Below are 21,940 nucleotides of genomic sequence, written 5' to 3'. Positions count from 1 at the left end.
GTTAACAACTGTTCTCTGTAATGGGGAAGTCGTGACGCGAGCTAGACTCGATAGTCAGTGAACAGTTGTAACCCAACTTTCCGAGAGGCTTCCATGCTGTTCCTCGTAGCGGCCCTCCTGCTGCTGGGCTTCGCGCTCGGCACCGTGGCCCACGCCCCGCTTCCCGTCACGCTCGTCGCGGCCGCCGTCATCGGCGTCTGGCTGGCCGTCTTCGCCGTTCGCGAGCGCCACGCGCGCCGTCGGCACCAGCACTGAACCGTTCGGCGGTTCACCTTCCGCAGTTCACGTTCAGCAGTTCACGCATTCAGGGGGTATCACCGTGCAACTCACCGCAGAACCGCAGACGACGTCCCGGCCCCAGGCCCGCCCCGCCGTCCGGCGGGACGCCGACGGCATGGCCGTCGCCTCGTTCGTCCTCGGCCTGGTCGGGCTGCTCGTCATGAACGTCTTCCTCGGCCCCGTCTCGATCATCCTCGCGTCCGTCGCCCTGTGGCGCGGCACCGAGCGACGCGGCCGCGCCTTCCTCGGGCTCGGTCTGGGCCTCGCCGACCTGGTCGTCCTCGGCGCCCTGATCGCCGCCGACGGCACGATGTCCTGGAGCATCACGGGCTGACCGTCAAACGCGCACACGTGGGCTCGTAGAATCGAGCCCACCATGGCTTACCTCGACCACGCCGCGACCACCCCGATGCTTCCGGAGGCGGTCGAGGTGATGACCGCCCAGCTCGCCGTCACCGGCAACGCCTCGTCCCTGCATGCCGCGGGGCGCCGCGCCCGGCGCACCGTCGAGGAGTCCCGCGAGACCCTCGCCGAGTCGCTCGGTGCCCGGCCCAGCGAGGTCGTGTTCACCTCCGGCGGCACCGAGGCCGACAACCTCGCCGTCAAGGGCCTGTACTGGGCGCGCCGCGCGGCCGATCCGGCCCGCACCCGCGTCCTGGCCAGCCCCGTCGAGCACCACGCCGTGCTCGACGCCGTGCACTGGCTCGCCGAGCACGAGGGCGCGACGGTCGAGTACCTGCCCGTCGACGCGTACGGCCGGGTGCACGCCGAGGTGCTGCGCGAGGCGATCGAGCGGAACCCCGACGACCTCGCGCTGGCCACGGTCATGTGGGCCAACAACGAGATCGGCACGGTCCAGCCCGTGCGCGAACTCGCCGATGTCGCGGGCGAGTTCGACATCCCGCTGCACGCCGACGCGGTGCAGGCCTACGGGCAGATCCCGGTCGACTTCGCCGCCTCCGGGCTCGCCGCGATGACCGTGTCGGGCCACAAGGTCGGCGGGCCCTACGGCATCGGCGCCCTCCTGCTCGGCCGCGAGTACACCCCCGTCCCCGTACTGCACGGCGGCGGACAGGAACGGCACGTCCGCTCCGGCACGCTCGACGTCCCCGCGATCGCGGCCTTCGCCACGGCCGGCCGGATCGCGGCCGAGCAGCGCGAGTGGTTCGCCCGGGAGATCGGTGGGCTCCGGGACGCCCTGGTCACCGCCGTGCGCACCGCCGTCCCCGAGGCGATCCTCGGCGGCGACCCGGCGCCCGGCGGCCGACTGCCCGCCAACGCCCACTTCACGTTCCCCGGCTGCGAGGGCGACTCGCTCCTCCTTCTCCTGGACGCCCAGGGCATCGAGTGCTCCACCGGCTCGGCCTGCACCGCGGGCGTGGCCCAGCCGAGCCACGTCCTGCTGGCCACCGGCACCGACCCGGACCTGGCGCGCGGCACGCTCCGCTTCTCGCTCGGCCACACCACGACGAAGGCCGACGTGGAGGCGGTGGCGACGGCGATCGGGCCGGTGGTGGAGCGCGCGAGGTCGGCGGGGCTCAGCTGACTGCCGGGCGCTGCCCTACGCCTTCGCCGAGCCGTCCCGCTCGTACGCCGCCTTCACCAGGCGTATGTACCGGTCCCAGTCCCAGTTCGGCCCCGGGTCGGTGTGGTCGGTGCCCGGAACCTCGACGTGCCCGATGATGTGCTTCCGGTCGACCGGCATGTCGTAGCGCCTGCATATTTGGGCGGTGAGCCGCGCCGACGCCTCGTACATCGCGTCCGTGAAGTCCTCGGGCCGGTCCACGAAGCCCTCGTGCTCGATGCCGACACTGCGCTCGTTGTACTCCCGGTTCCCCGCGTGGAACGCGACGTCCAGCTCCCGGATCATCTGCGCGATGTGCCCGTCCTGCCGGACCACGTAGTGCGCCGCCGCCCCGTGCCACGGGTCCTTGAAGACCTTCAACGTGCCCTGGTAGCTGCCCTGGGTGACGTGAATGACGACGCGGTCGACGGAGTAGTCGGCAGGGCGGTCCGCCCGCCGCCAGTTCGCCGCCGCCGCAGCCACCCACTCCGCGCCCTTGAAGTCCACCGCGCCGGCCTTGCGCGGCTTGTCGACCCCCGGCATCTGCCACCACATGCGGGCGAGATCCCCGCGCGCGAGCAGCCCGACGCCCACGGCCGACGCGGCCCCGCCGATGATCAGGGTCCGGCGGCTGATCCCGCGGTCGCCGTCCCCGCCGCGGCCCTTCCCGGACCCCGCCCCCTGCTTGCCCATATGACGCCCCCGTCCGTCCCGTACGAGATCCACAACGGATATCCGAACGATTCGGTTCCCGCGGGCCCGTACCCTGTTAGTGCTATGACTTCGCAGACCTCGATGCTTCCCGCCGACCGCCCCCTCCGTGTCCTGGCCGCCATGTCCGGCGGCGTGGACTCCGCCGTCGCCGCGGCCCGCGCCGCCGAAGCGGGCCACGACGTGACCGGCGTGCACCTCGCGCTCTCGGCGAACCCGCAATCGTTCCGCACCGGCGCCCGCGGCTGCTGCACCATCGAGGACTCCCGCGACGCGCGCCGCGCGGCCGACGTCATCGGCATCCCGTTCTACGTCTGGGACCTCGCCGAGCGCTTCCGCGAGGACGTCGTCGAGGACTTCATCGCGGAGTACGAGGCGGGCCGCACGCCGAACCCGTGCCTGCGCTGCAACGAGAAGATCAAGTTCGCCGCGCTCCTCGACAAGGCGCTCGCCCTCGGCTTCGACGCGGTCTGCACGGGCCACTACGCGCAGGTGATCGTCAACGAGAAGGGCGAGCGCGAGCTGCACCGCGCCGCCGACATGGCCAAGGACCAGAGCTACGTCCTCGGCGTCCTGGACGACCGCCAGCTCGCCCACGCGATGTTCCCGCTGGGCGACACGGAGACGACCAAGGAAGAGATCCGCGCGGAGGCGGAGCGCCGCGACCTGGCGGTCGCCAAGAAGCCCGACTCCCACGACATCTGCTTCATCGCCGACGGCGACACCCAGGGCTTCCTCGCGGACCGCCTCGGCAAGGCGGAGGGCGACATCGTCGACGAGTCGGGCGCCAAGCTCGGCACCCACGAAGGCGCCTTCGGCTACACGATCGGCCAGCGCAAGGGCCTGCGCATCGGCAGGCCGGCCGCCGACGGCAAGCCGCGCTACGTCCTGGACATCTCCCCGGTCGACAACACGGTGACGGTGGGCCCGGCGAAGGCCCTCGACGTCACCGGCCTCACGGCCATCAAGCCCCGCTGGTGCGGCGCCGCCCCGACCGGGCCCGGCACGTACACGGCCCAACTGCGCGCGCACGGCGGCGAGACCGAGGTGTCGGCCGAGCTGGTCGACGACGAGCTGCGGGTGCGCTTCACGGAGGCCGTCCGCGGTGTCGCCCCCGGCCAGGCGATCGTGCTGTACGACGGCACGCGCGTGGTGGGCTCGGCGACGATCGCCACGACGGAGCGGGCCACCGCGGCGGTCTGAGCCTGGCCTCAGCGGCCCTGCAAGTAGTAGTGCAGTACGGCGCCCAGCTGGCCGCACCACTCGGCGGCCTGCGCCTTCTTCCGGGCCTGCACCTGGCAGGTGTAGACGGCGCCGTCCGACATCGAGGCCGTGACGAACACCCCGGACGGCAGCGGCTGGAAATTGGCCGTGCGCACATGCGACCAGGGCAGGTCGATGGCGTGCGGCCCCTGCTCGAAGTGCAGCCCGTCCACGTCCACGACCATGCCGTTGTGCTGGTCCGCGGCCACGAACTCCGGTCCGGCTGGCCCGGCCGGAGGCCCCGCCGGGGGAGCGGGCGGCGTGGGTGCGTGCGAGGGCGGCGGCGGTGCCACCGGAGGGTGCGGCGGCGGTGCCGGAGCGAACGGGGGCGGGGGACCGCCGAACCCGCCCGTCGGAACGTTCTGCTGTCCGTCTCCGTGAGCCATGTCGCCTCACCCTCCGCCGTGCGCCGTGTACCTCCTCATTCGACCACGCGCGCGTGGTTACGCGGCGTCGACCTGCGTCTCGTAAAAGCACAGGTGGTCCTTGATCGCGGCCACCTCGGCCTTCGGGTCCGGATACGCCCACACCAGGTCCCGCGCGTCGGGCAGCGACCAGTAGGAGGCGTCGCCCTTGAAGGGGCAGTGCGTCGTCGTGTCCGATGCCGTCAACAGCTCGGTGCGCACATCCTCCGGAGGCAGGTAGTACCGCACCGGACAGCCGGTCTCCTTCAGCACCAGCGGGCGCGAGCTCTCGGCGAGCACCTGCCCCTGGTGGACGACCCGCACGCGCTGCGAGCCCTGCTCGACGGTGATCGTGTGTCCTTGAGTCATACGTGTGTCAGCGCTCACAGCGCCCGGGTTCTTCCCGGGGACGGCCGCGGATCGCTGTCGGAGGCGGCCCGTACGGTAAGGGGTATGAACATCTGCGTCTTCCTCTCCGCCGCCGACCTCGACGAGCGCTACACCCGGCCCGCCCGCGAATTCGCCGAACTGCTCGGCAAGGGCGGGCACACCCTCGTGTGGGGCGGCTCGGAGAGCGGCCTCATGAAGGTCGTCGCCGACGGTGTGGCGGAGGCGGGCGGCGGGCTCGTCGGGGTGTCCGTGGACTTCCTCGCGGCCAAGGCGCGCGTCGTCGCCGAACCCGACCAGATGGTGATCGCCAAGGACCTCGCGGAGCGCAAGGCGCTGCTCCTGGAGAAGTCCGACGCCATCGTGGTCATGGTGGGCGGCACCGGCACGCTCGACGAGGCCACCGAGATCCTGGAGCTGAAGAAGCACGGCAAGACCGACAAGCCCATCGTGCTGCTCAACTCCGAGGGTTTCTACGACGGCCTGAAGGAACAGTTCCGGCGCATGGAGGACGAGGGTTTTCTCCCGATCCCCCTCACTGACCTCGTCTTCTTCGCCGAGGAGCCGGTCGGCGCCCTGGCTTACCTCGAGGAGTCGCGCGGCGTCGAGTAGTGAAAGCATGGCGGGCATGGCTACACATGTGATCACCGGCGCCGGTTCCGGAATCGGCGCCGCCGTCGCCCGCCGCCTGCACGAGCGCGGGGACGAAATCTTCCTCCACGCGCGCGACGCGGGCCGCGCCAAGGAGCTCGCCGCCGAGTACCCCGGCGCCAGGACGCTCGTCGGCGACCTCGCGGACCCGGACAAGCTGTCCTGGGCCTTCTCGCACCAGACGCTGCCCGACCGGATCGACTCGCTGCTGCACATCGCCGGCGTCGTCGACCTCGGCAAGGTCGGGGAGCTCACCCCGAAGGCGTGGCGCAACCAGCTCAACGTGAACCTCATCGCCCCGGCCGAGCTGACCCGCCACTTCCTGCCCCAACTCCGCGTCGCCCAGGGCCACGTGGTGTTCGTGAACTCCGGCTCCGGCCTCAACGCGCACGCGGGCTGGTCCGCGTACGGCGCCTCCAAGCACGGCCTGAAGGGCCTCGCGGACGCGCTGCGCGAGGAGGAGCACGGCAACGGCGTGCGCGTCACGTCCGTCTACCCGGGCCGCACCGCGAGCGCCATGCAGGCCAAGGTGCACCAGCAGGAGGGCAAGGAGTACGACCCGGAGCGCTGGATCGACCCCGAGTCGATCGCCACGACGATCCTCATGGCGCTCGACCTCCCGCGCGACGCCGAGGTCAACGACCTGACGGTGCGACCCGGCCGCTGACGCGCCGCCCGTCCGGTGGCCCGACGTGCCGCCCGCCCGGCGGCCGGCGTTACGTACCCTTCCTGGGTGACTGAAAAGAGCGACTTCAGGTGGGGGCCGGCCACGGGCGTCGGCTCGATGCCCGGTGGTGACGCCCGCGAGGCCGCCAAGACCGTGACCGGCAGCTTCGAGGGCCCCGAGCAGGGGATGCCGTTCCTCGCCGAGCTGCCCGCGCGCGGCCCCGGCGCCGACATGATCGGCCGCACCGCGGGGATGCTGGTCGACCTGTACGCGCGCGTGGAGCCCAGCGGCTGGCGGATCGGCGACCGGCCGGGCCGGGACACCAAGCGGGCCCGGTCCTGGCTCGGCGAGGACCTCGACGCGCTCGAGGAGTTCACGCAGGGGTACGAGGGACCGCTCAAGGTCCAGGCCGTCGGGCCCTGGACGCTCGCGGCCGCACTGGAGTTGCGGAACGGGGAGGCCGCGCTCTCCGACCTCGGCGCGTGCCGCGACCTCGCCGCGTCGCTGGCCGAGGGGCTGCGCGAGCACCTCGCCGACGTCCGCCGCCGGGTGCCCGGCGCCCAGTTGGTGCTCCAGCTCGACGAGCCCTCGCTCATCGCCGTGCTGCGCGGCCGGATCAAGACCGCCAGCGAGTACCGCACGCACCGCGCCGTCGACCGCCAGATCGTCGAGGGCGCGCTGCGCGACGTCATGGGCGTGCTCGACGACGGGCCGCGGCTCGTCCACTCGTGTGCCCCCGACGTTCCGTTCGCCCTCCTGCGCCGGGCCGGCGCCGACGCGGTCTCCTTCGACTTCTCGCTGCTCACCGAGCGTGACGACGAGGTCATCGGGGAGTCCGTCGAGTCCGGTCTGCGACTCGTCGCGGGTGTCGTGCCGGGCGTGGACGGCCCATTGTCAGACCCTGCCGGTAGCGTCATGGGTGTCAGGACGCTGTGGCGCAGGCTGGGGCTGAATCCGGGTTCCCTCGCGGACTCGGTGGTGCTCACGCCGTCGTGCGGACTCGCGGGTGCGTCGCCCGCGTACGCCCGCGCGGCGCTCGCCCACTGCGTCCGGGCGGCGAGATCACTCGCGGACAACCCTGAGTGACCGTGGACGAAGGCAAACGGGAGGACGAGACGGTGGCTGACGCACTGCACAGCGAGGGTTCCGTGCCGGCGAAGGCGCGGGAAGAGCACACCCAGCTGGCCGAGCAGATCGAGGAGCACCGCTTCCGGTACTACGTGAACGACGCTCCGGTCGTCTCCGACGCCGAGTTCGACAAGCTCCTGCGCTCCCTGGAGGCGCTGGAGGAGGAGCACCCCGAGCTGCGCACGCCGGACTCGCCGACCCAGAAGGTCGCGGGCCAGTACGAGACGGTGTTCACCTCCGTGGAGCACCGCGAGCGCATGCTCTCGCTCGACAACGCCTTCGACGACGAGGAGTTGGCGGCCTGGGCCGACCGCGTCGCCAAGGACGTGGGCGCGCCCGGGTACCACTTCCTGTGCGAGCTGAAGATCGACGGCCTCGCGGTCAACCTGACGTACGAGGACGGGCGGCTCACGCGCGCGGCCACGCGTGGGGACGGCCGGGTCGGCGAGGACATCACGTCCAACGTCCGCACGATCACGGAGATCCCGAACCGCCTCAAGGGCGAGAACATCCCGCCGCTCGTCGAGATCCGCGGCGAGGTCTTCTTCCCCATGGACAAGTTCGAGGAGCTGAACGCCCGGCTCGTCGAGGCCGGCGACAAGCCCTTCGCCAACCCCCGCAACGCGGCGGCGGGTTCGCTGCGCCAGAAGGACCCGCGCGTCACCGCGACGCGCCCGCTGCACATGGTGGTGCACGGCATCGGAGCCCGCGAGGGCTTCGACATCGACCGCCTCTCCGAGGCCTACGCCCTGCTGCGCGAGTGGGGCCTGCCCACCACCAAGTACAGCAAGGTGGTCGACGACCTCGAAGGCGTCCGGAAGTTCATCGCGTACTACGGGGAGAACCGTCACTCCGTGGACCACGAGATCGACGGCGCCGTCATCAAGCTCGACGAGATCCCGCTCCAGGGCCGCCTCGGCTCCACGGCGCGCGCCCCGCGCTGGGCCATCGCCTGGAAGTTCCCGCCCGAAGAGGTCAACACCAAGCTGATCAACATCCGCGTGGGCGTGGGCCGCACGGGCCGCGTCACGCCGTACGCGCAGGTGGAGCCGGTCACCGTCGCGGGCTCCGAGGTCGAGTTCGCGACGCTGCACAACCAGGAGATCGTCAAGAAGAAGGGCGTCTTCATCGGGGACACCGTCGTCATCCGCAAGGCCGGAGACGTCATCCCCGAGATCCTCGGCCCCGTCGCCGACCTCAGGGACGGCAGCGAGTACGAGTTCGTGATGCCCGCCGAGTGCCCCGAGTGCGGCACCGAACTACGGGCCATGAAGGAGGGCGACATCGACCTCCGGTGCCCCAACGCCCGCACGTGTCCCGCCCAGTTGCGTGAGCGCCTCTTCTATCTGGGCGGCCGCCAGTGCCTGGACATCGAGAACTTCGGGTATGTCGCGGCCGCCGCGCTCACCGGGCCGCTCGAGCCCGAGCAGCCGCCGCTCACGGACGAGGGCGACCTGTTCGACCTCACGATGGACCAGCTCCTGCCCATCAAGGCGTACGTCCTCGACCAGGACAGCGGACTGCCCAAGCGCGATCCGAAGACGGGCGAGGAGAAGATCGCGGACATCTTCGCCACGAAGGCGGGGGAGCCGCGCAAGAACGCCGTCTCGATGCTGGAGCACATCGAGGCCGCCAAGAGCCGCCCGCTGGCCCGCGTCATCAACGGCCTGTCGATCCGTCACGTCGGACCGGTCGCCGCCGAGGCGCTCGCCCGCGAGTTCCGCTCCATCGACCGCATCGACCAGGCCACCGAGGAGGAGCTCGCCGCCACGGACGGAGTGGGCGGGATCATCGCCGCCTCCGTGAAGCAGTGGTTCGCCGAGGACTGGCATCGGGAGATTCTGCGGAAGTGGCGTGCGGCCGGTGTGAGGATGGAAGAGGAAGGGGCGGGAGAGGACGAGGGCCCGCGCCCCCTCCAAGGGCTCACGGTCGTGGTCACCGGAACGCTTCAGAACTTCACGCGGGATGGCGCAAAAGAGGCCCTTCAGACCAGAGGCGCCAAGGTCACGGGTTCCGTTTCGAAGAAGACGTCCTTCGTGGTCGTGGGGGACAACCCAGGCTCCAAGTACGACAAGGCCATGCAGGTCAAGGTTCCGGTTCTGGACGAGGACGGGTTCGCCGTCCTGCTGGAACAGGGGCCCGAAGCGGCGGTCGAGGTGGCGCTTCCCGCCGAGCAGGAGGCCGCCGAGTAGCGGCCGCGGGTCACTCGAACGGCGCATATCAGACGCAGGCGGAACGCCGGGGTCATTCGGGCAACCGTGCCCGGGCGCGTCCGTCTGGTGCCCGTGGAAGCCTTCTGCGGCCTACTGTTGAGGTGTGCGCCTGCCGAGTCCTGCTGCGGATGGGGCGAATCCTCGCCCGCTGGGTACGAGGAGAGCGGGCAGCGGACGCAGGCACCGCCGGCAGTGAGAGGGACGGGAATGGAACCGACCGAGAGCGCCGCCCCGGACTCACGCCTGCGCCCACGTCGACGTGCGCGGCGCGACACGGCACCGCGCGCCGACCGGGGCGACGGAGTCGACGGCAGCGACAGCGGTCACGGGGAGAACGAGCGCGGTGGTGTGGTGAACTGGCGCAAATGGTGGCGCGGGGCCGGATTCGGCGCCGACCGGACGAGCGGCGCGCCTGGCCCTGAAGCGGCCGGGCCCGAAGTGCCGGGCCACGAGGGGCCGCTGAGGCGCGGGGCGAAGGACCACCCCGCGGACAGCGGCAGTTCGGCCCACGCCCACACGGCGCCCGGCCCCGAGGGACCCGCCGCGGCCCGGCTCCGGAACACCGACGAGCAGCCCCCGCGCGCACTGCCGGCCCGCCCCCCGAGGACCGAGGGCCTGCCCGGCGAGCAGATATCGGGCGGCCGGGGGCCCGGCGCCCGCCCGCAGGACATCGGCGCGGTCAACTCACGTAGGTCCGGCGCCCGGCCGTCGGGCGACCGGGAGGCCGGCGCCGAGGCCTCCCACGCACACGCTTCGCACCCCCACGTGACGGCCGCTGGCCCGGTCGTGCACGGGCGCACCGCGGACGGTCGGCCGGAGCTCGCCGCGGGAGGCGCCCGGCCCGCCGCGGCCCAGCGCGGCGCCGGAATCGGCAGGGGCCCGCTCCCCGGCACCGTCCCCGCGGGCGGCAGCGTCGGGATGGCGACGCCCGCGCGCAATCAGCTCGCGGGCCAGGGGGAGACCTCGCGGGCCGCGCTCGTGCCGCTGCTGCCCGGCGTCGTGGTGGCGCTGGCCGCCGTGGTGCTCGGCGCCGGGTTCTACTGGTCGCTCGAACAGGGGCACGCGCTCTTCCCGTCCGGCACGGTCGGCTGGTGCCTCGCGCTCCTGACCGGGATCATCGTCGGCCACCTCGTCGCCCTCGGCCGCGACCGCTGGTGGGGCGGCACCGGATCCGGCGCGGCCCTCACCCTCGCGGTGCTGCTCCTGTACGGCTGGGTGCCCGCGGGCATGGTCAGCCTCACCGTCGTCGTCCTCGTCGGCATCGCCCGCAGACACTGCTGGCGCCAGGGACTGCTGCACGGCGCGATCGACATCCTCGGCATCGGCGCGGGCGCCCTCGTCCTCGCCGCGTTCGGCCGCGTGCCCTCCGTCGAGACGCCGTGGAAGCCGGAGGGCTGGGGCCTGACCACGGTGCCCGAGGTGGCCCTCGCGGCCCTTGCCTATCTGTTGATCACCCGCACCCTGCTCTGGTACGTGCATGCGCCACCGAACTCGGGCCTTCCGACCGTCGCCCGCACCTCGCTCGTGCGGCAGGGCCTGGTCGCCGTCGCGCTGCTCGGCATCGCGCCGCTGATCTGCGTCGTCGCCGTCGCGCTGCCGGTGCTGCTGCCGCTGTTCGCGATCCCGCTGATCGCGCTCGACTCCACGCTGTGGATCGCGCGGGCCCGCGCCGAGGAACAACTGCGCGACCCGCTCACCGGACTGCCGAACCGCCAGTGGCTGCTCGAGCGCACCTGGAGCGCGCTCGACGACGCCGAGCGGATCGGGGTGCGCAGCGCGCTGATGCTGATCGACCTCGACCGGTTCCGTTCGGTGAACGACACGCTCGGCCATCTCGCCGGTGACCGGCTCCTGTTGCAGATCGCGGACCGGCTGAGAGCGGCGCTGCCGCGCGGCGCGGAGGTCGCGCGCCTCGGCGGCGACGAGTTCGCCGTGCTGCTGCCCGTCGCCGACTCCACGACGTCCGCGACGCGGGTGGCCCGCAACCTCGTGGCGACCCTGGGCTCCCCGCTGGACCTGGACGGGCTGACCCTCGTACTGGAGGCGAGCGCGGGACTCGCCGTCTTCCCCGACCACGCGCTGGACGCGGAGGGGCTGCTCCGCCGGGCCGACGTCGCGATGTACCAGGCCAAGCGGGACCGCACGGGCGTCGAGGTCTACGAGTCGAAGCGGGACTCCAACACCCCGGACCGGCTCGGCCTGTTGGGCGATCTGCGGCGCGCGCTCGACGCGGGCGATGTGGAGCTGCACTACCAGCCGAAGGTCCGGTTCGACGGGCACGTCGCGGGCCTTGAGGCGCTCGTGCGGTGGGTGCACCCGGAGCGCGGGAAGGTGCCGCCGGACGAGTTCATCGCCATCGCCGAGTCGTCCGGACTCATGCCGCACCTGACCGAGTACGTCCTGGAGACCGCCCTCGCGCAGGTCGCGCGCTGGCGTGCGCAGGGGCTGCACGTGCCGGTCGCGGTGAACGTGTCGCCGCGTGATGTGCACACGCCCGGCTTCGCCGGAGCCGTCGCCGCCCGGCTCGCCCGGCACGGGGTCCCGGCCGGGTCCCTCCAGCTGGAGATAACGGAACACGTACTCCTGGAGGACCCGCAGCGGGCCGCCGACACCCTGGCGGGGCTCACCGGGCACGGCGTGAAGATGTCGCTCGACGACTTCGGCACCGGGTACTCGTCCCTCGTGCACCTGCGGCGGCTCCCGGTCAGCGAGCTGAAGATCGACCGGTCCTTCGTGGCCCGGCTCGCCGTGGACAACGAGGACGCGGAGATCGTCCGCTGCACCGTCGACCTGGCGCACTCGCTCGGCCTGCTGGTCGTCGCCGAGGGCGTCGAGGACGACGAGACGTGGGAGCGGCTGCGGGACCTCGGCTGCGACGCGGTGCAGGGCTGGCTCGTCGCCGCCGCGATGCCGCCCGACGAGACGACGGCCTGGCTCCGCGCCCGCGGCGCCCGCGGCTGGCGCCCACCGGCGGCCCTCCCCGCGGCCCAGTCCGACGACTGCGGCCCCCTCGGCTGACGGCGCCGGGCGGTTTCCGCCGCCCGGGTGGGCATCTCGGGGGCGCGGGGGACTGCGCGCCCAGCCCCGTACAGCATGAACCCGGGGTGCGGCCCCGCCCCGCCCCCGTAAACCGTTTACCGACCATGGTGCCGCGACCCATAGGATTGGGGCCAAACCGAGAACACGCACCCCGTGAGGATCCGCATGCCTGGCATCACGCGCGAGGAGGTCGCCCACCTCGCACGGCTGGCGCGTCTGGAGCTGAAGCCCGAAGAGCTCGACCACTTCGCAGGCCAGCTCGACGACATCATCGGCGCGGTCGCCCGCGTCAGTGAGGTCGCCGACCAAGACGTACCGCCGACCTCCCACCCGCTGCCGCTGACGAACGTCATGCGCGCGGACGAGGTCCGTCCGTCGCTCACCCCCGAGCAGGCGCTCTCCGGCGCCCCGGCCCAGGAGCAGCAGCGTTTCAAGGTGCCGCAGATCCTGGGGGAGGACTAAACAGTCATGACGGACATCAACGTCAACATCATCAAGCTGACCGCCGCGGAGATCGCGGCGAAGATCGCTTCCGGCGAGCTCACCGCCGTCGAGGTCACCGAGGCCCACCTGGCCCGGATCGGTGCCGTCGACGAGAAGGTGCACGCCTTCCTGCACGTCGACCGTGAGGGCGCGCTCGCGCAGGCCCGCGCCGTCGACGAGAAGCGCGCCAAGGGCGAGAAGCTCGGCCCGCTGGCCGGCGTCCCGGTCGCGCTCAAGGACATCTTCACCACCGAGGGGATCCCGACCACGGTCGGCTCGAAGATCCTCGAGGGCTGGATCCCGCCGTACGACGCGACGCTGGTCAAGAAGCTGAAGGCCGCCGACGTCGTCATCCTCGGCAAGACCAACATGGACGAGTTCGCCATGGGGTCGTCGACGGAGAACAGCGCGTACGGGCCCACCGGCAACCCGTGGGACCTCACCCGGATCCCCGGCGGCTCCGGCGGCGGCTCCTCCGCCTCCCTCGCCGCGTACGAGGCCCCGCTCGCCATCGGCACGGACACCGGCGGCTCGATCCGCCAGCCCGCGGCCGTCACCGGCACCGTCGGCGTCAAGCCGACCTACGGCGGCGTCTCCCGCTACGGCATGGTGGCGTTCTCCTCGTCCCTGGACCAGGGCGGGCCCTGCGCCCGTACGGTCCTGGACGCGGCGCTGCTGCACGAGGCCATCGCCGGGCACGACCCGCTCGACTCGACGTCCATCGACGCCCCGGTTCCGGCCGTCGTCGAGGCCGCGAGGAACGGCAGCGTGCAGGGCATGCGCGTGGGCGTCGTCAAGCAGTTCCGCGGCGAGGGCTACCAGGCCGGCGTCGTACAGCGCTTCGACGAGTCCGTCGAGCTGCTGAAGTCGCTGGGCGCCGAGGTCGTCGAGCTTGACTGCCCGTCGTTCGACCTGGCCCTGTCGGCGTACTACCTGATCGCGCCGTCCGAGTGCTCCTCGAACCTCGCCCGGTTCGACGCCATGCGCTACGGCCTGCGCGTCGGCGACGACGGCACGCACTCCGCCGAGGACGTCACCGCGCTGACCCGCGAGGCCGGCTTCGGCGACGAGGTCAAGCGCCGCATCATCCTGGGCACGTACGCGCTGAGCTCCGGCTACTACGACGCGTACTACGGCAGCGCCCAGAAGGTGCGCACGCTGATCACCCAGGAGTTCGAGGCCGCGTTCGAGCAGGTCGACGTCATCGTGTCGCCGACCACGCCCACCACCGCCTTCCCGATCGGCGAGCGCGCCGACGACCCGATGGCGATGTATCTCGCGGACCTCTGCACGATTCCGACCAACCTCGCGGGGAACTCGGCGATGTCGCTGCCCTGCGGCCTGGCCCCCGAGGACGGGCTGCCGGTCGGTCTGCAGATCATCGCCCCCGCGATGAAGGACGACCGCCTGTACAAGGTGGGGTCCGCCGTCGAGGCCGCATTCGTGGAAAAGTGGGGGCACCCGCTGCTTGAGGAGGCTCCGTCGCTGTGAGTGCCATGGCAAAGAAGGCCAAGAACTTCAAGAAGTCCAAGACCGGCGTCTACGTCTCGCTGGCCAGCACCGCCTTCGGCGCGATCAGCGTCGCGAAGCAGGCGAAGATGGCCCGCAACGACGCCGACACCCTGCGGCTGATCGACGCCGCCGTGTCCGCCGCCGCCATCGTCACCGGTATGGCGATCCTCTACCGGGAGCTCAAGCGCCTGGGCGACGACGACGTCCTGCTGGGCTGAGAGGGAAGTTTCAAAAATCGTGACTGCCACGACCACGTCCGAGCTGATGGGGTACGAGGACGCGCTCGCGTCGTACGACCCGGTCATGGGCCTCGAGGTCCACGTCGAGCTCGGTACGAAGACGAAGATGTTCTGCGGATGCTCCACCGAGCTGAAGCAGGACGCCAACAGCCAGACCTGTCCGACCTGTCTCGGCCTGCCCGGCGCGCTGCCGGTCGTGAACGAGATCGGCGTCGAGTCGGCCATCAAGATCGGCCTCGCGCTCAACTGCTCGATCGCCGAGTGGTGCCGCTTCGCCCGGAAGAACTACTTCTATCCGGACATGCCGAAGAACTTCCAGACCTCCCAGTACGACGAGCCGATCGCCTTCGACGGTTACCTCGACGTACAGCTGGAGGACGGCGAGGTCTTCCGCGTGGAGATCGAGCGCGCCCACATGGAGGAGGACACCGGCAAGTCGACGCACGTCGGCGGTGCCACGGGTCGTATCCAGGGCGCCTCGCACTCGCTGCTCGACTACAACCGCGCGGGCATCCCGCTCATCGAGATCGTCACCAAGCCCATCGAGGGCGCGGGCGAGCGGGCCCCCGAGGTCGCGAAGGCGTACGTCGCCGAGCTGCGCGAGGTCATCAAGGCGCTCGACGTGTCCGAGGCCCGGATGGACAAGGGCCAGATGCGCTGCGACGTGAACCTGTCGCTGCGTCCCCACGGGACCGAGAAGTTCGGCACGCGCTCCGAGACGAAGAACGTGAACTCGCTGCGTTCCGTCGAGCGTGCCGCGCGCTACGAGATCCAGCGGCACGCCGCGGTGCTGTCCTCCGGCGGCTCGATCGTGCAGGAGACCCGTCACTTCCACGAGGAGGACGGCTCCACCACGTCGGGCCGCATCAAGGACAACGCCGAGGACTACCGGTACTTCCCGGAGCCCGACCTGGTGCCCGTCGCCCCGTCCCGCGAGTGGGTCGAGGCGCTGCGTGCCGAGCTCCCGGAGATGCCGCTCGCGCAGCGCAACCGGCTGATCGAGGAGTGGGCCATCAGCGCCCACGACATGCAGTCGATCCGCAACGCCGGTGCCATCGGCCCGATCGTCGCCACCATCGCGGCCGGCGCCGACTCGGCGTCCGCCCGCAAGTGGTGGATGGGCGAGCTGGCCCGCTCCGCGAACGACCAGGGCGTCGAGCTTGCCGCGCTGCCGATCACGCCGGAGCAGGTGGCCCGCGTGTCCGAGCTGGTCGCCGCGGGTGACCTCAACGACAAGCTGGCCCGTCAGGTCATCGACGGTGTGCTGAAGGGCGAGGGCACGCCGGACGAGGTCGTCGAGAAGCGCGGCCTCAAGGTCGTCTCGGACGAGGGTGCGCTGTCCACCGCCGTGGACGAGGCCATCGCCGGGAACCCGGGGGTCGCCGACAAGATCCGTGGCGGCAAGGTCGCTGCCGCGGGGGCGCTCGTGGGGGCCGTCATGAAGGCGACCCGGGGTCAGGCCGACGCGGCGCGCGTCAAGGAGCTGATCCTGGAGAAGCTGGGCGTCTCCGACGGTTGATCGGATCGGGGCGGCGGGCATCGGGCAGCCGGTGCGCCGCCGCCTTTCCGCGTCCGACGTCTCGGGGCTCCGCCCCGTACCCCGCTGCTCAATCGCCGCAGGGGCTTGGAAACGGGGCTCTGCCCCGGGCCCGGCTGTTCAATCGTCGCGGGGGCTTGAAGTGGGGCTCTGTGCCGGACCTGGCTGTTCAATCGTCGCAGGGGCTTGGAAATGGGCTCTGTTCCGGACTCGGCTGCTCAATCGCCGCAGGGGCTTGGAAGTGGGGCTCTGCCCCTGGGTCCCGCTGTTCAATCGCCGCAGGGGCTTGAAGTGGGGCTCTGTGTCGGACCTCGCTGCTCAATCGCCGCGGGGGCTTGGAAATGGGCTCTGTTCCGGACTCGGCTGCTCAATCGCCGCAGGGGCTTGGAAATGGGGCTCTGCCCCTGGGCCCCGCTGCTCAATCGCCGCAGGGGCTTGAAGTGGGGCTCTGTGTCGGACCTCGCTGCTCAAATGCCGCAGGGGCTTGAAATGGGGATGCTCTGCCCCGGGCCCCGTTGGCTCTCGTCCGAAAGGCGGGGCTTGAATGAGGGGGTCGGCCCCGTACTCAGCTCCCCATCACCGCAGGGGCTGTAAGTGCTCGTCTCCCTCGCTCTCCTCGCCATCACGCTCGTCTTCGCGGTTCTACGGCCCCGTAAATGGCCGGAGGCCGTGGTCGCGGTGCCCGCCGCAGTCGTGGCCGTCGTCACCGGGAAGGTGACACCCGCCCACGCCTGGTCGGAGACCCAAGAGCTGCTGCCGGTCGTCGGGTTCCTCGCCGGGATTCTGCTGCTGGCCCAACTCTGCGCAGACGAAGGACTGTTCAAGGCCGCGGGTGATCTCGTCGCGCGTGCCTGTCACGGGAGTCCGAAGCGGATGCTCGGCGGGGTGTTCGCGGTCGCCGCCGGGATCACCGCCGTACTGAGCCTCGACGCCACCGTGGTCCTGCTCACCCCGGTCGTGTTCGCGACCGCGGCCCGGATCGGCGCACGCCCGCGCCCGCACGTCTACGCGAGCGCCCACCTCGCCAACTCGGCGTCCCTGCTGCTCCCCGTGTCGAACCTCACGAACCTGCTGGCCTTCACGGCGAGCGGGCTCACGTTCACGCACTTCGCCGGGCTCATGGCGCTGCCGTGGCTGGTGGCGATCGGCATCGAATACGCGGTGTTCCGGCGCTACTTCGCCGAAGACCTGGCCGCGCCCGCGCACGAACCGGACCCCGAAGAGCCGCCCGGCGTCCCGCTGTTCACCCTGACGGTGCTCGCGCTCACCCTCGTCGGCTTCGTCGTCACGTCCTTCGTGGGCGTCGAACCGCTGTGGGCCGCCTTCGCCGGGGCGGCCGTGCTCGCCGTCCGGGCCCTCGCCCGCCGTCACAGCACCCCGGTGGAGCTGCTCAAGGCGGCCAACCTGCCGTTCTGCCTCTTCGTCCTCGCGCTCGGCATCGTGGTCAAGGCCGTGGTCGACAACGGGCTCGGCGACGCCATCGCCCGCTTCCTGCCGGACGGTTCGTCCCTGCCCACGCTGCTCGCGATCGCCGGGGTCGCGGCGCTTCTCTCCAACGTCATCAACAACCTGCCGGCGATCCTCGCCCTGCTCCCGGTCGTCACCCCGATGGGCCCTGGCCCGGTGCTCGCCGCCCTGATCGGCGTCAACCTCGGCCCCAACCTCACGTATGTCGGCTCCCTCGCGACGCTGCTGTGGCGGCGCATCGTGCACGAACACGGAACCGAGCCCGAGTTGGGCGAGTTCACCCGCCTCGGGCTGCTCACCGTCCCCGCGACGCTCGCGGCGTCGACGGTCGCGCTGTGGGCCGTGCTGCTCCTGTGAGGGGGCGACTCCCCTTGTGAGTAAGGACACGAAAGCGACAAAGGATCACTTCCGGCTGTAAGAGTGTCTCGTCATTGCTCATGTGTTCTTTGCGGACGGTTCACGCTCCAAGCGGATGTTCCCGGACAAAGATCCACGAAATGACTCAGGGAGCACGTCCGTGGCCGCACTCGCCCGCTGGTGTGTCAATCACCGGCTCGTGGTCGTACTTCTGTGGCTGACCGCCCTTGTGGGCACGAGCGCCGCCGCGGCCGTCGCGGGCTCCGCGTACTCGAACGACTACGAGGCGCCCGGCACCGAGTCGGGGCGCGCCACCCAGCTCCTCGACGAGAACTTCTCCGGGCTCGGCGGCGACAGCGACACCGTCGTCTGGCACATCGAGGGCTCCACCGTGCGCGCCGACGACGTCGAGAAGACGATGAGCAACACGCTCGGTGAGATCGCGGACCTGCCGGGCATCGTCTCCGTCGGCTCGCCGTACGAGGCCGGGGGCACCGGCCAGGTCAGCGCCGACGGGCACACCGCGTACGCCACGGTCACCTTCGAGAAGCAGGCCGACGACATCCCCAAGGGGCAGGCCCAGGCTCTCGTCGACACCGCGCAGGCAGCCGAGGACGACGGGCCCGACGGGCTCCAGGTGGAGCTGGGCGGCAGCGCCGTCGCGCTCACCGAGTCCACCTCGGCCCACACGTCCGAGATCATCGGCGTCGTCGTAGCGGCCGTCGTGCTCTTCCTCGCCTTCGGCTCCCTCGCCGCCGCGGCGCTGCCCATCGCCACCGCGCTGGTGAGCGTCGGCACCGCCTACGCGGGGATCGTGCTGCTCGGGCACGCCATGACGGTCGCGGACTTCGCGCCGATGCTCGGCATGCTCGTCGGGCTCGGCGTCGGGATCGACTACGCGCTGTTCATCGTGACCCGGCACAGGAGAGGGCTGAAGCGGGGGCTCCCGGTGGCCGAGGCCGCCGAGCGGGCCGTCGCCACCACCGGTCGGGCCGTGGTGTTCGCCGGGGCCACCGTGTGCATCGCCCTGCTCGGCATGCTGATGCTGGGCCTGAGCTTCCTCAACGGCGTGGCCATCGCCGCCTCCGTGACCGTGCTGCTCACCGTCGCCGCGTCCGTGACGCTGCTGCCGGGGCTGCTCTCGTACATCGGGATGCGGGCGCTGTCGCGGCGCGAGCGGCGCCGGCTCGTCGAGCACGGCCCCGAACCCGTGCTGCCGACCGGGCTCGCCGCCCGCTGGGCCGCCTTCGTGGAGCGCCGGCCGAAGCTGCTCGGCGCGCTCGCCGTCGCCGTGATCGCGGTGCTCTCGCTGCCCACCTTCTTCCTCCACCTGGGCACGTCCGATCAGGGCAACAATCCGGCGAGCAGCACCACCCGGCAGGCGTACGACCGCCTTGCCGACAGTTTCGGGCCCGGTGTGAACGGGCCGCTGACCCTCGTCACCCAGGTCGACGGCGCCAAGGACAAGGCCGCGCTCGCGGAGCTGACGGGGGAGCTGCGGGCGACCGACGGGGTCGCGTCCGTCTCGCGTGTTACGTATAACGCGGACGACACCGCGGCCCATGTCACCGTCGTGCCGAGTTCGTCGCCTCAGTCCGAGCGGACCAGCGACCTCGTCGACCGGCTGCGCACCGACGTCGTGCCGGCCGCCGAGCAGGGCAGCACCCTCGATGTGCAGGTCGGCGGCGTCACCGCGAGCTACGACGACTTCGCGGAGGTCATCGTCGGCAAGCTGCCCCTGTTCGTCGGGGTCGTGGTCGGCCTCGGCTGCGCGCTGCTCCTGCTCGCCTTCCGGTCCATCGGGATCCCGCTCAAGGCCGCCGCGATGAACGTCGCCGCCGTGGCCGCGGCCTTCGGTGTCGTCGTCGCGATCTTCCAGTGGGGCTGGGGGAGCGAGCTGCTCGGTCTCGGGGCGTCCGGGCCGATCGAACCCTTCCTCCCCGTGATCATGGTGTCGGTCCTCTTCGGCCTTTCCATGGACTACCAGGTGTTCCTCGTGAGCCGGATGTACGAGGAGTGGCTGGAGACCGGCGACAACCGGCGGGCCGTCCGGGTCGGGCTCGCCGAGACCAGCCGCGTGATCAACTCGGCCGCCGTGATCATGATTTCGGTGTTCCTCGCGTTCGTGCTCAGCGGGGACCGGGTGATCGCCATGTTCGGCATCGCGCTCGCCGTGGCCGTCGCCGTCGACGCGTTCGTCCTCCGTACGCTCCTCGTTCCCGCCCTGATGCACATGCTCGGCGGCGCCAACTGGTGGCTGCCCGCGTGGCTCGACCGGCGCCTGCCGCGACTGAGCATCGAGCCTCCCGAGTGCCGCGCCGCCGCGGGTGCGAGGATCCCGGTGCGGCGCGCGCCCACCGACGAGGCGCTGGACGAGCTGTTGACGAAGGAGACCGAGGACACCGATGTACGCGATCCCGCTGGGTGACGGCAGCGCCGAACTGAGGCCACTGGAGACCTGGCACGCCGAGGAGTTCCTGGCCCATCTGGACCGGGGGCGCGAGTTCATCGGGCGGTTCATCCCGTTCGGCTCCACGGCGACCGACCTCGCCTCCACCCGGGAGCTGCTCCAGCAGTTCGCGGACGCGAGGGCCGCGGGCACGCGCGCGTACCACGGCATCTGGCTGGACGGCCTGCTCGTCGGCGGCGTACTCGCGCTCAACTTCGACGAGGCGAACGGCAACTGCGAGGTCGGCTGCTGGCTGGAGCCGGCCGGCGCCGGCCGGGGCCTCGTCACGCGCGCGATGCGGCACCTCGTCGACTGGGCCGTCGAGGAGCGCGGGATCCACCGGGTGGAGTGGGTCGCCGCGGCCGGAAATGTCCCGAGTCTCAACGTGGCGCGGCGCCTCGGATTCACGAAGGAGGGCGTCCACCGGGAAAGTTTTCCCTGGCGCGGAACCCGCCATGACATGGAGGTTTGGTCGGTGCTCGCGCCCGAGTGGCGTAGCGCACGGAGCGGGCACAGGGAACGTTAAGACACCTCTCAGACTCCGTCCGTACCGTGCGCAGCATGACTACGAAGACTGAAGCGCAGCGCGACGCCGAGACGCGGGAGGAGGGCGTGGAGGCCCAGGACGCCAAGGCCACCGAGGCGACCGAGAAGGCCGAGGCGACCGAGGCGACCGAGAAGGCCGAGCCGACCAAGGCGGCCGACGAGGCCACCGAGGACGTGCAGGACGAGGACGCGGCCGATGAGGCCGCCGCCGAGGCCGAGCTCGCGGCCCTCGCCAAGGCCGAGGCCGACAAGCCGTCCGGCGTCGGCCAGGGCGCGGGCGCGATCGTCTCCGTGGCCCTCGGCATCGTCGGCCTCAGCGGCGGCTGGCTCGGCACCATCGCCTCGGCCCGCGCGCAGCTCAAGGGCCAGCTCACCACCGCGCAGAGCGCGGGCATCGCCAAGCAGATCTCCGCGATGTACGGCGAGGCCTGGCACTCCGCCGCCCTGGTCGGCGGCCTCTTCTCGCTCGTCGCCCTCGTGATCGGCGCGGCCGTCCTGGCCAGGCCCGCGTTCGGCGCGCCCGGCAAGCCGCAGGCGCCGTGGATCAAGTCGACCGCCTGGGCGGGTCTCGCCGTCGGCGTCATCGGGCTGCTGCTCGCCGTCGCCAAGTACACCGATCTCATCCTCGGCATGCCGGGCACCAGCGGCTGAGGCACTTACGTAAGGGCGGCCGAGCCGCCTAAGGCACACCGTGGGCCGCGCCTAAGGAGGCGCGGCCCACGAACATGCGGCACTCTCCCGATGTGCCGCACCCCCCTGGGAGACGAGAGTCGAGGCATCGCGGAGAACGCTCCGCGAGAGCCGCAGAGACCGTCACCAGGGAGACGAGATGTTCGAGTACGAAATGCACCAGCTCCGCTCCGCCGAACTCATCGAGGAGGCCGAGCGGTTCCGCCTCGCACGCTTCGCCCGCAAGCAGGCGAGGGCCCAGCGCGCGGAGCGCCGAGCACCGGAACACGACACCGAGAGGCCGGTGAGCACCGGCCGCTCGGACCGGCGCCGCGCACCGCGCACGGCGTGAGCGCGCCCGCCGCGGCCGGCGGC

At 71.5% G+C, this 21,940-nt stretch carries 21 protein-coding genes; 18 read left to right on the top strand and 3 right to left on the bottom strand.

Going from position 1 to position 21,940, the window contains the following annotated elements; genetic code table 11:
• The first annotated feature begins 93 nt into the window (after positions 1-93).
• From ACNYS0_RS13760 to ACNYS0_RS13750, 3 genes are all read left to right on the top strand, one after another.
• Complete coding sequence (locus ACNYS0_RS13760) at positions 94-255, top strand: hypothetical protein (protein WP_266714344.1); 162 nt, start codon at positions 94-96, stop codon at positions 253-255.
• Positions 256-319: 64 nt separating this feature from the next.
• Positions 320-613, top strand: a complete 294-nt coding sequence (locus ACNYS0_RS13755) for a hypothetical protein (protein WP_422410037.1) — start codon at positions 320-322, stop codon at positions 611-613.
• Positions 614-655: 42 nt separating this feature from the next.
• Positions 656-1,825, top strand: coding sequence for a cysteine desulfurase family protein (locus ACNYS0_RS13750; protein WP_422473604.1), 1,170 nt, complete (start codon positions 656-658; stop codon positions 1,823-1,825).
• A gap of 15 nt (positions 1,826-1,840) precedes the next feature.
• Here the strand turns inward: ACNYS0_RS13750 and ACNYS0_RS13745 are convergent, their stop codons facing one another.
• Positions 1,841-2,536: an N-acetylmuramoyl-L-alanine amidase gene (locus tag ACNYS0_RS13745; RefSeq protein WP_422473602.1), complete on the bottom strand. Its 696-nt coding sequence runs from the start codon at positions 2,534-2,536 to the stop codon at positions 1,841-1,843.
• An 84-nt stretch (positions 2,537-2,620) separates the two neighbouring features.
• Here ACNYS0_RS13745 and mnmA point away from each other — a divergent pair, with 84 nt between their 5' ends.
• Positions 2,621-3,757: a tRNA 2-thiouridine(34) synthase MnmA gene (gene mnmA, locus ACNYS0_RS13740; protein WP_422410042.1), complete on the top strand. Its 1,137-nt coding sequence runs from the start codon at positions 2,621-2,623 to the stop codon at positions 3,755-3,757.
• Positions 3,758-3,765: 8 nt separating this feature from the next.
• Here mnmA and ACNYS0_RS13735 read toward each other — a convergent pair whose 3' ends face one another.
• Both ACNYS0_RS13735 and ACNYS0_RS13730 read right to left on the bottom strand, forming a co-directional pair.
• Positions 3,766-4,026 carry a hypothetical protein gene (locus ACNYS0_RS13735; protein ID WP_422473600.1) on the bottom strand — a complete coding sequence of 87 codons (261 nt, stop codon included), beginning with the start codon at positions 4,024-4,026 and terminating at the stop codon, positions 3,766-3,768.
• 234 nt (positions 4,027-4,260) lie between these two features.
• Positions 4,261-4,590 carry a DUF427 domain-containing protein gene (locus ACNYS0_RS13730; protein ID WP_422410045.1) on the bottom strand — a complete coding sequence of 110 codons (330 nt, stop codon included), beginning with the start codon at positions 4,588-4,590 and terminating at the stop codon, positions 4,261-4,263.
• Between the two features lie 84 nt (positions 4,591-4,674).
• On the opposite strand from ACNYS0_RS13730, the gene ACNYS0_RS13725 reads away from it, so the two are divergent.
• The 14 genes from ACNYS0_RS13725 to ACNYS0_RS13660 all read left to right on the top strand — a co-directional run bounded on the left by ACNYS0_RS13725 (position 4,675) and on the right by ACNYS0_RS13660 (position 21,917).
• The gene (locus ACNYS0_RS13725; RefSeq protein WP_422473599.1) at positions 4,675-5,220 is read left to right on the top strand and encodes an LOG family protein; all 546 of its coding nucleotides are present in this window, start codon (positions 4,675-4,677) and stop codon (positions 5,218-5,220) included.
• 16 nt (positions 5,221-5,236) lie between these two features.
• On the top strand, positions 5,237-5,926 hold the full coding sequence (locus tag ACNYS0_RS13720) for an SDR family oxidoreductase (RefSeq protein WP_422473597.1): 690 nt from the start codon (positions 5,237-5,239) through the stop codon (positions 5,924-5,926).
• 66 nt (positions 5,927-5,992) lie between these two features.
• On the top strand, positions 5,993-7,012 hold the full coding sequence (locus tag ACNYS0_RS13715) for a methionine synthase (protein WP_422473595.1): 1,020 nt from the start codon (positions 5,993-5,995) through the stop codon (positions 7,010-7,012).
• A 32-nt stretch (positions 7,013-7,044) separates the two neighbouring features.
• The gene (gene ligA, locus ACNYS0_RS13710) at positions 7,045-9,246 is read left to right on the top strand and encodes an NAD-dependent DNA ligase LigA (RefSeq protein ID WP_422473593.1); all 2,202 of its coding nucleotides are present in this window, start codon (positions 7,045-7,047) and stop codon (positions 9,244-9,246) included.
• Between the two features lie 651 nt (positions 9,247-9,897).
• Positions 9,898-12,285 carry a putative bifunctional diguanylate cyclase/phosphodiesterase gene (locus ACNYS0_RS13705; protein ID WP_422482623.1) on the top strand — a complete coding sequence of 796 codons (2,388 nt, stop codon included), beginning with the start codon at positions 9,898-9,900 and terminating at the stop codon, positions 12,283-12,285.
• 186 nt (positions 12,286-12,471) lie between these two features.
• Positions 12,472-12,768: an Asp-tRNA(Asn)/Glu-tRNA(Gln) amidotransferase subunit GatC gene (gene gatC, locus ACNYS0_RS13700; RefSeq protein WP_018531282.1), complete on the top strand. Its 297-nt coding sequence runs from the start codon at positions 12,472-12,474 to the stop codon at positions 12,766-12,768.
• Positions 12,769-12,774: 6 nt separating this feature from the next.
• Positions 12,775-14,280: an Asp-tRNA(Asn)/Glu-tRNA(Gln) amidotransferase subunit GatA gene (gene gatA, locus ACNYS0_RS13695; RefSeq protein WP_422473591.1), complete on the top strand. Its 1,506-nt coding sequence runs from the start codon at positions 12,775-12,777 to the stop codon at positions 14,278-14,280.
• 5 nt (positions 14,281-14,285) lie between these two features.
• On the top strand, positions 14,286-14,519 hold the full coding sequence (locus ACNYS0_RS13690; protein ID WP_326017347.1) for a hypothetical protein: 234 nt from the start codon (positions 14,286-14,288) through the stop codon (positions 14,517-14,519).
• A 19-nt stretch (positions 14,520-14,538) separates the two neighbouring features.
• Positions 14,539-16,059: an Asp-tRNA(Asn)/Glu-tRNA(Gln) amidotransferase subunit GatB gene (gene gatB, locus ACNYS0_RS13685; RefSeq protein ID WP_422473589.1), complete on the top strand. Its 1,521-nt coding sequence runs from the start codon at positions 14,539-14,541 to the stop codon at positions 16,057-16,059.
• A 612-nt stretch (positions 16,060-16,671) separates the two neighbouring features.
• The gene (locus tag ACNYS0_RS13680) at positions 16,672-17,901 is read left to right on the top strand and encodes an SLC13 family permease (protein ID WP_422473587.1); all 1,230 of its coding nucleotides are present in this window, start codon (positions 16,672-16,674) and stop codon (positions 17,899-17,901) included.
• A gap of 160 nt (positions 17,902-18,061) precedes the next feature.
• On the top strand, positions 18,062-20,329 hold the full coding sequence (locus ACNYS0_RS13675) for an MMPL family transporter (protein ID WP_422473585.1): 2,268 nt from the start codon (positions 18,062-18,064) through the stop codon (positions 20,327-20,329).
• Entirely contained in the window at positions 20,307-20,876 is a 570-nt protein-coding gene (locus ACNYS0_RS13670; protein WP_422473583.1) for a GNAT family N-acetyltransferase, read from the top strand. The genes ACNYS0_RS13675 and ACNYS0_RS13670 overlap by 23 nt, the downstream gene beginning before the upstream one ends.
• Before the next feature lie 35 nt (positions 20,877-20,911).
• Positions 20,912-21,547, top strand: a complete 636-nt coding sequence (locus tag ACNYS0_RS13665; RefSeq protein ID WP_422473581.1) for a hypothetical protein — start codon at positions 20,912-20,914, stop codon at positions 21,545-21,547.
• Positions 21,548-21,725: 178 nt separating this feature from the next.
• On the top strand, positions 21,726-21,917 hold the full coding sequence (locus ACNYS0_RS13660) for a hypothetical protein (protein ID WP_422473579.1): 192 nt from the start codon (positions 21,726-21,728) through the stop codon (positions 21,915-21,917).
• Positions 21,918-21,940 lie beyond the last annotated feature (23 nt).

The sequence above is a fragment of the Streptomyces anthophorae genome, from assembly GCF_049310305.1.
Classification (GTDB): Bacteria; Actinomycetota; Actinomycetes; order Streptomycetales; family Streptomycetaceae; genus Streptomyces.
The sequence above is the reverse complement of the archived record's forward strand: the minus strand, read 5'-3'. Positions and strand labels throughout refer to the sequence as shown.

Bases quoted from the DNA above. Each gene is read 5' to 3' on its own strand.
- ACNYS0_RS13760 (WP_266714344.1), top strand. From the start codon at position 94: ATGCTGTTCCTCGTAGCGGCCCTCCTGCTGCTGGGCTTCGCGCTCGGC.
- ACNYS0_RS13750 (WP_422473604.1), top strand. From the start codon at position 656: ATGGCTTACCTCGACCACGCCGCGACCACCCCGATGCTTCCGGAGGCG.
- ACNYS0_RS13745 (WP_422473602.1), bottom strand. From the start codon at position 2,536: ATGGGCAAGCAGGGGGCGGGGTCCGGGAAGGGCCGCGGCGGGGACGGC.
- mnmA (WP_422410042.1), top strand. From the start codon at position 2,621: ATGACTTCGCAGACCTCGATGCTTCCCGCCGACCGCCCCCTCCGTGTC.
- ACNYS0_RS13730 (WP_422410045.1), bottom strand. From the start codon at position 4,590: ATGACTCAAGGACACACGATCACCGTCGAGCAGGGCTCGCAGCGCGTG.
- ACNYS0_RS13725 (WP_422473599.1), top strand. From the start codon at position 4,675: ATGAACATCTGCGTCTTCCTCTCCGCCGCCGACCTCGACGAGCGCTAC.
- ACNYS0_RS13720 (WP_422473597.1), top strand. From the start codon at position 5,237: ATGGCTACACATGTGATCACCGGCGCCGGTTCCGGAATCGGCGCCGCC.
- gatC (WP_018531282.1), top strand. From the start codon at position 12,472: ATGCCTGGCATCACGCGCGAGGAGGTCGCCCACCTCGCACGGCTGGCG.
- gatA (WP_422473591.1), top strand. From the start codon at position 12,775: ATGACGGACATCAACGTCAACATCATCAAGCTGACCGCCGCGGAGATC.
- ACNYS0_RS13690 (WP_326017347.1), top strand. From the start codon at position 14,286: ATGGCAAAGAAGGCCAAGAACTTCAAGAAGTCCAAGACCGGCGTCTAC.
- ACNYS0_RS13670 (WP_422473583.1), top strand. From the start codon at position 20,307: ATGTACGCGATCCCGCTGGGTGACGGCAGCGCCGAACTGAGGCCACTG.
- ACNYS0_RS13665 (WP_422473581.1), top strand. From the start codon at position 20,912: ATGACTACGAAGACTGAAGCGCAGCGCGACGCCGAGACGCGGGAGGAG.
- ACNYS0_RS13660 (WP_422473579.1), top strand. From the start codon at position 21,726: ATGTTCGAGTACGAAATGCACCAGCTCCGCTCCGCCGAACTCATCGAG.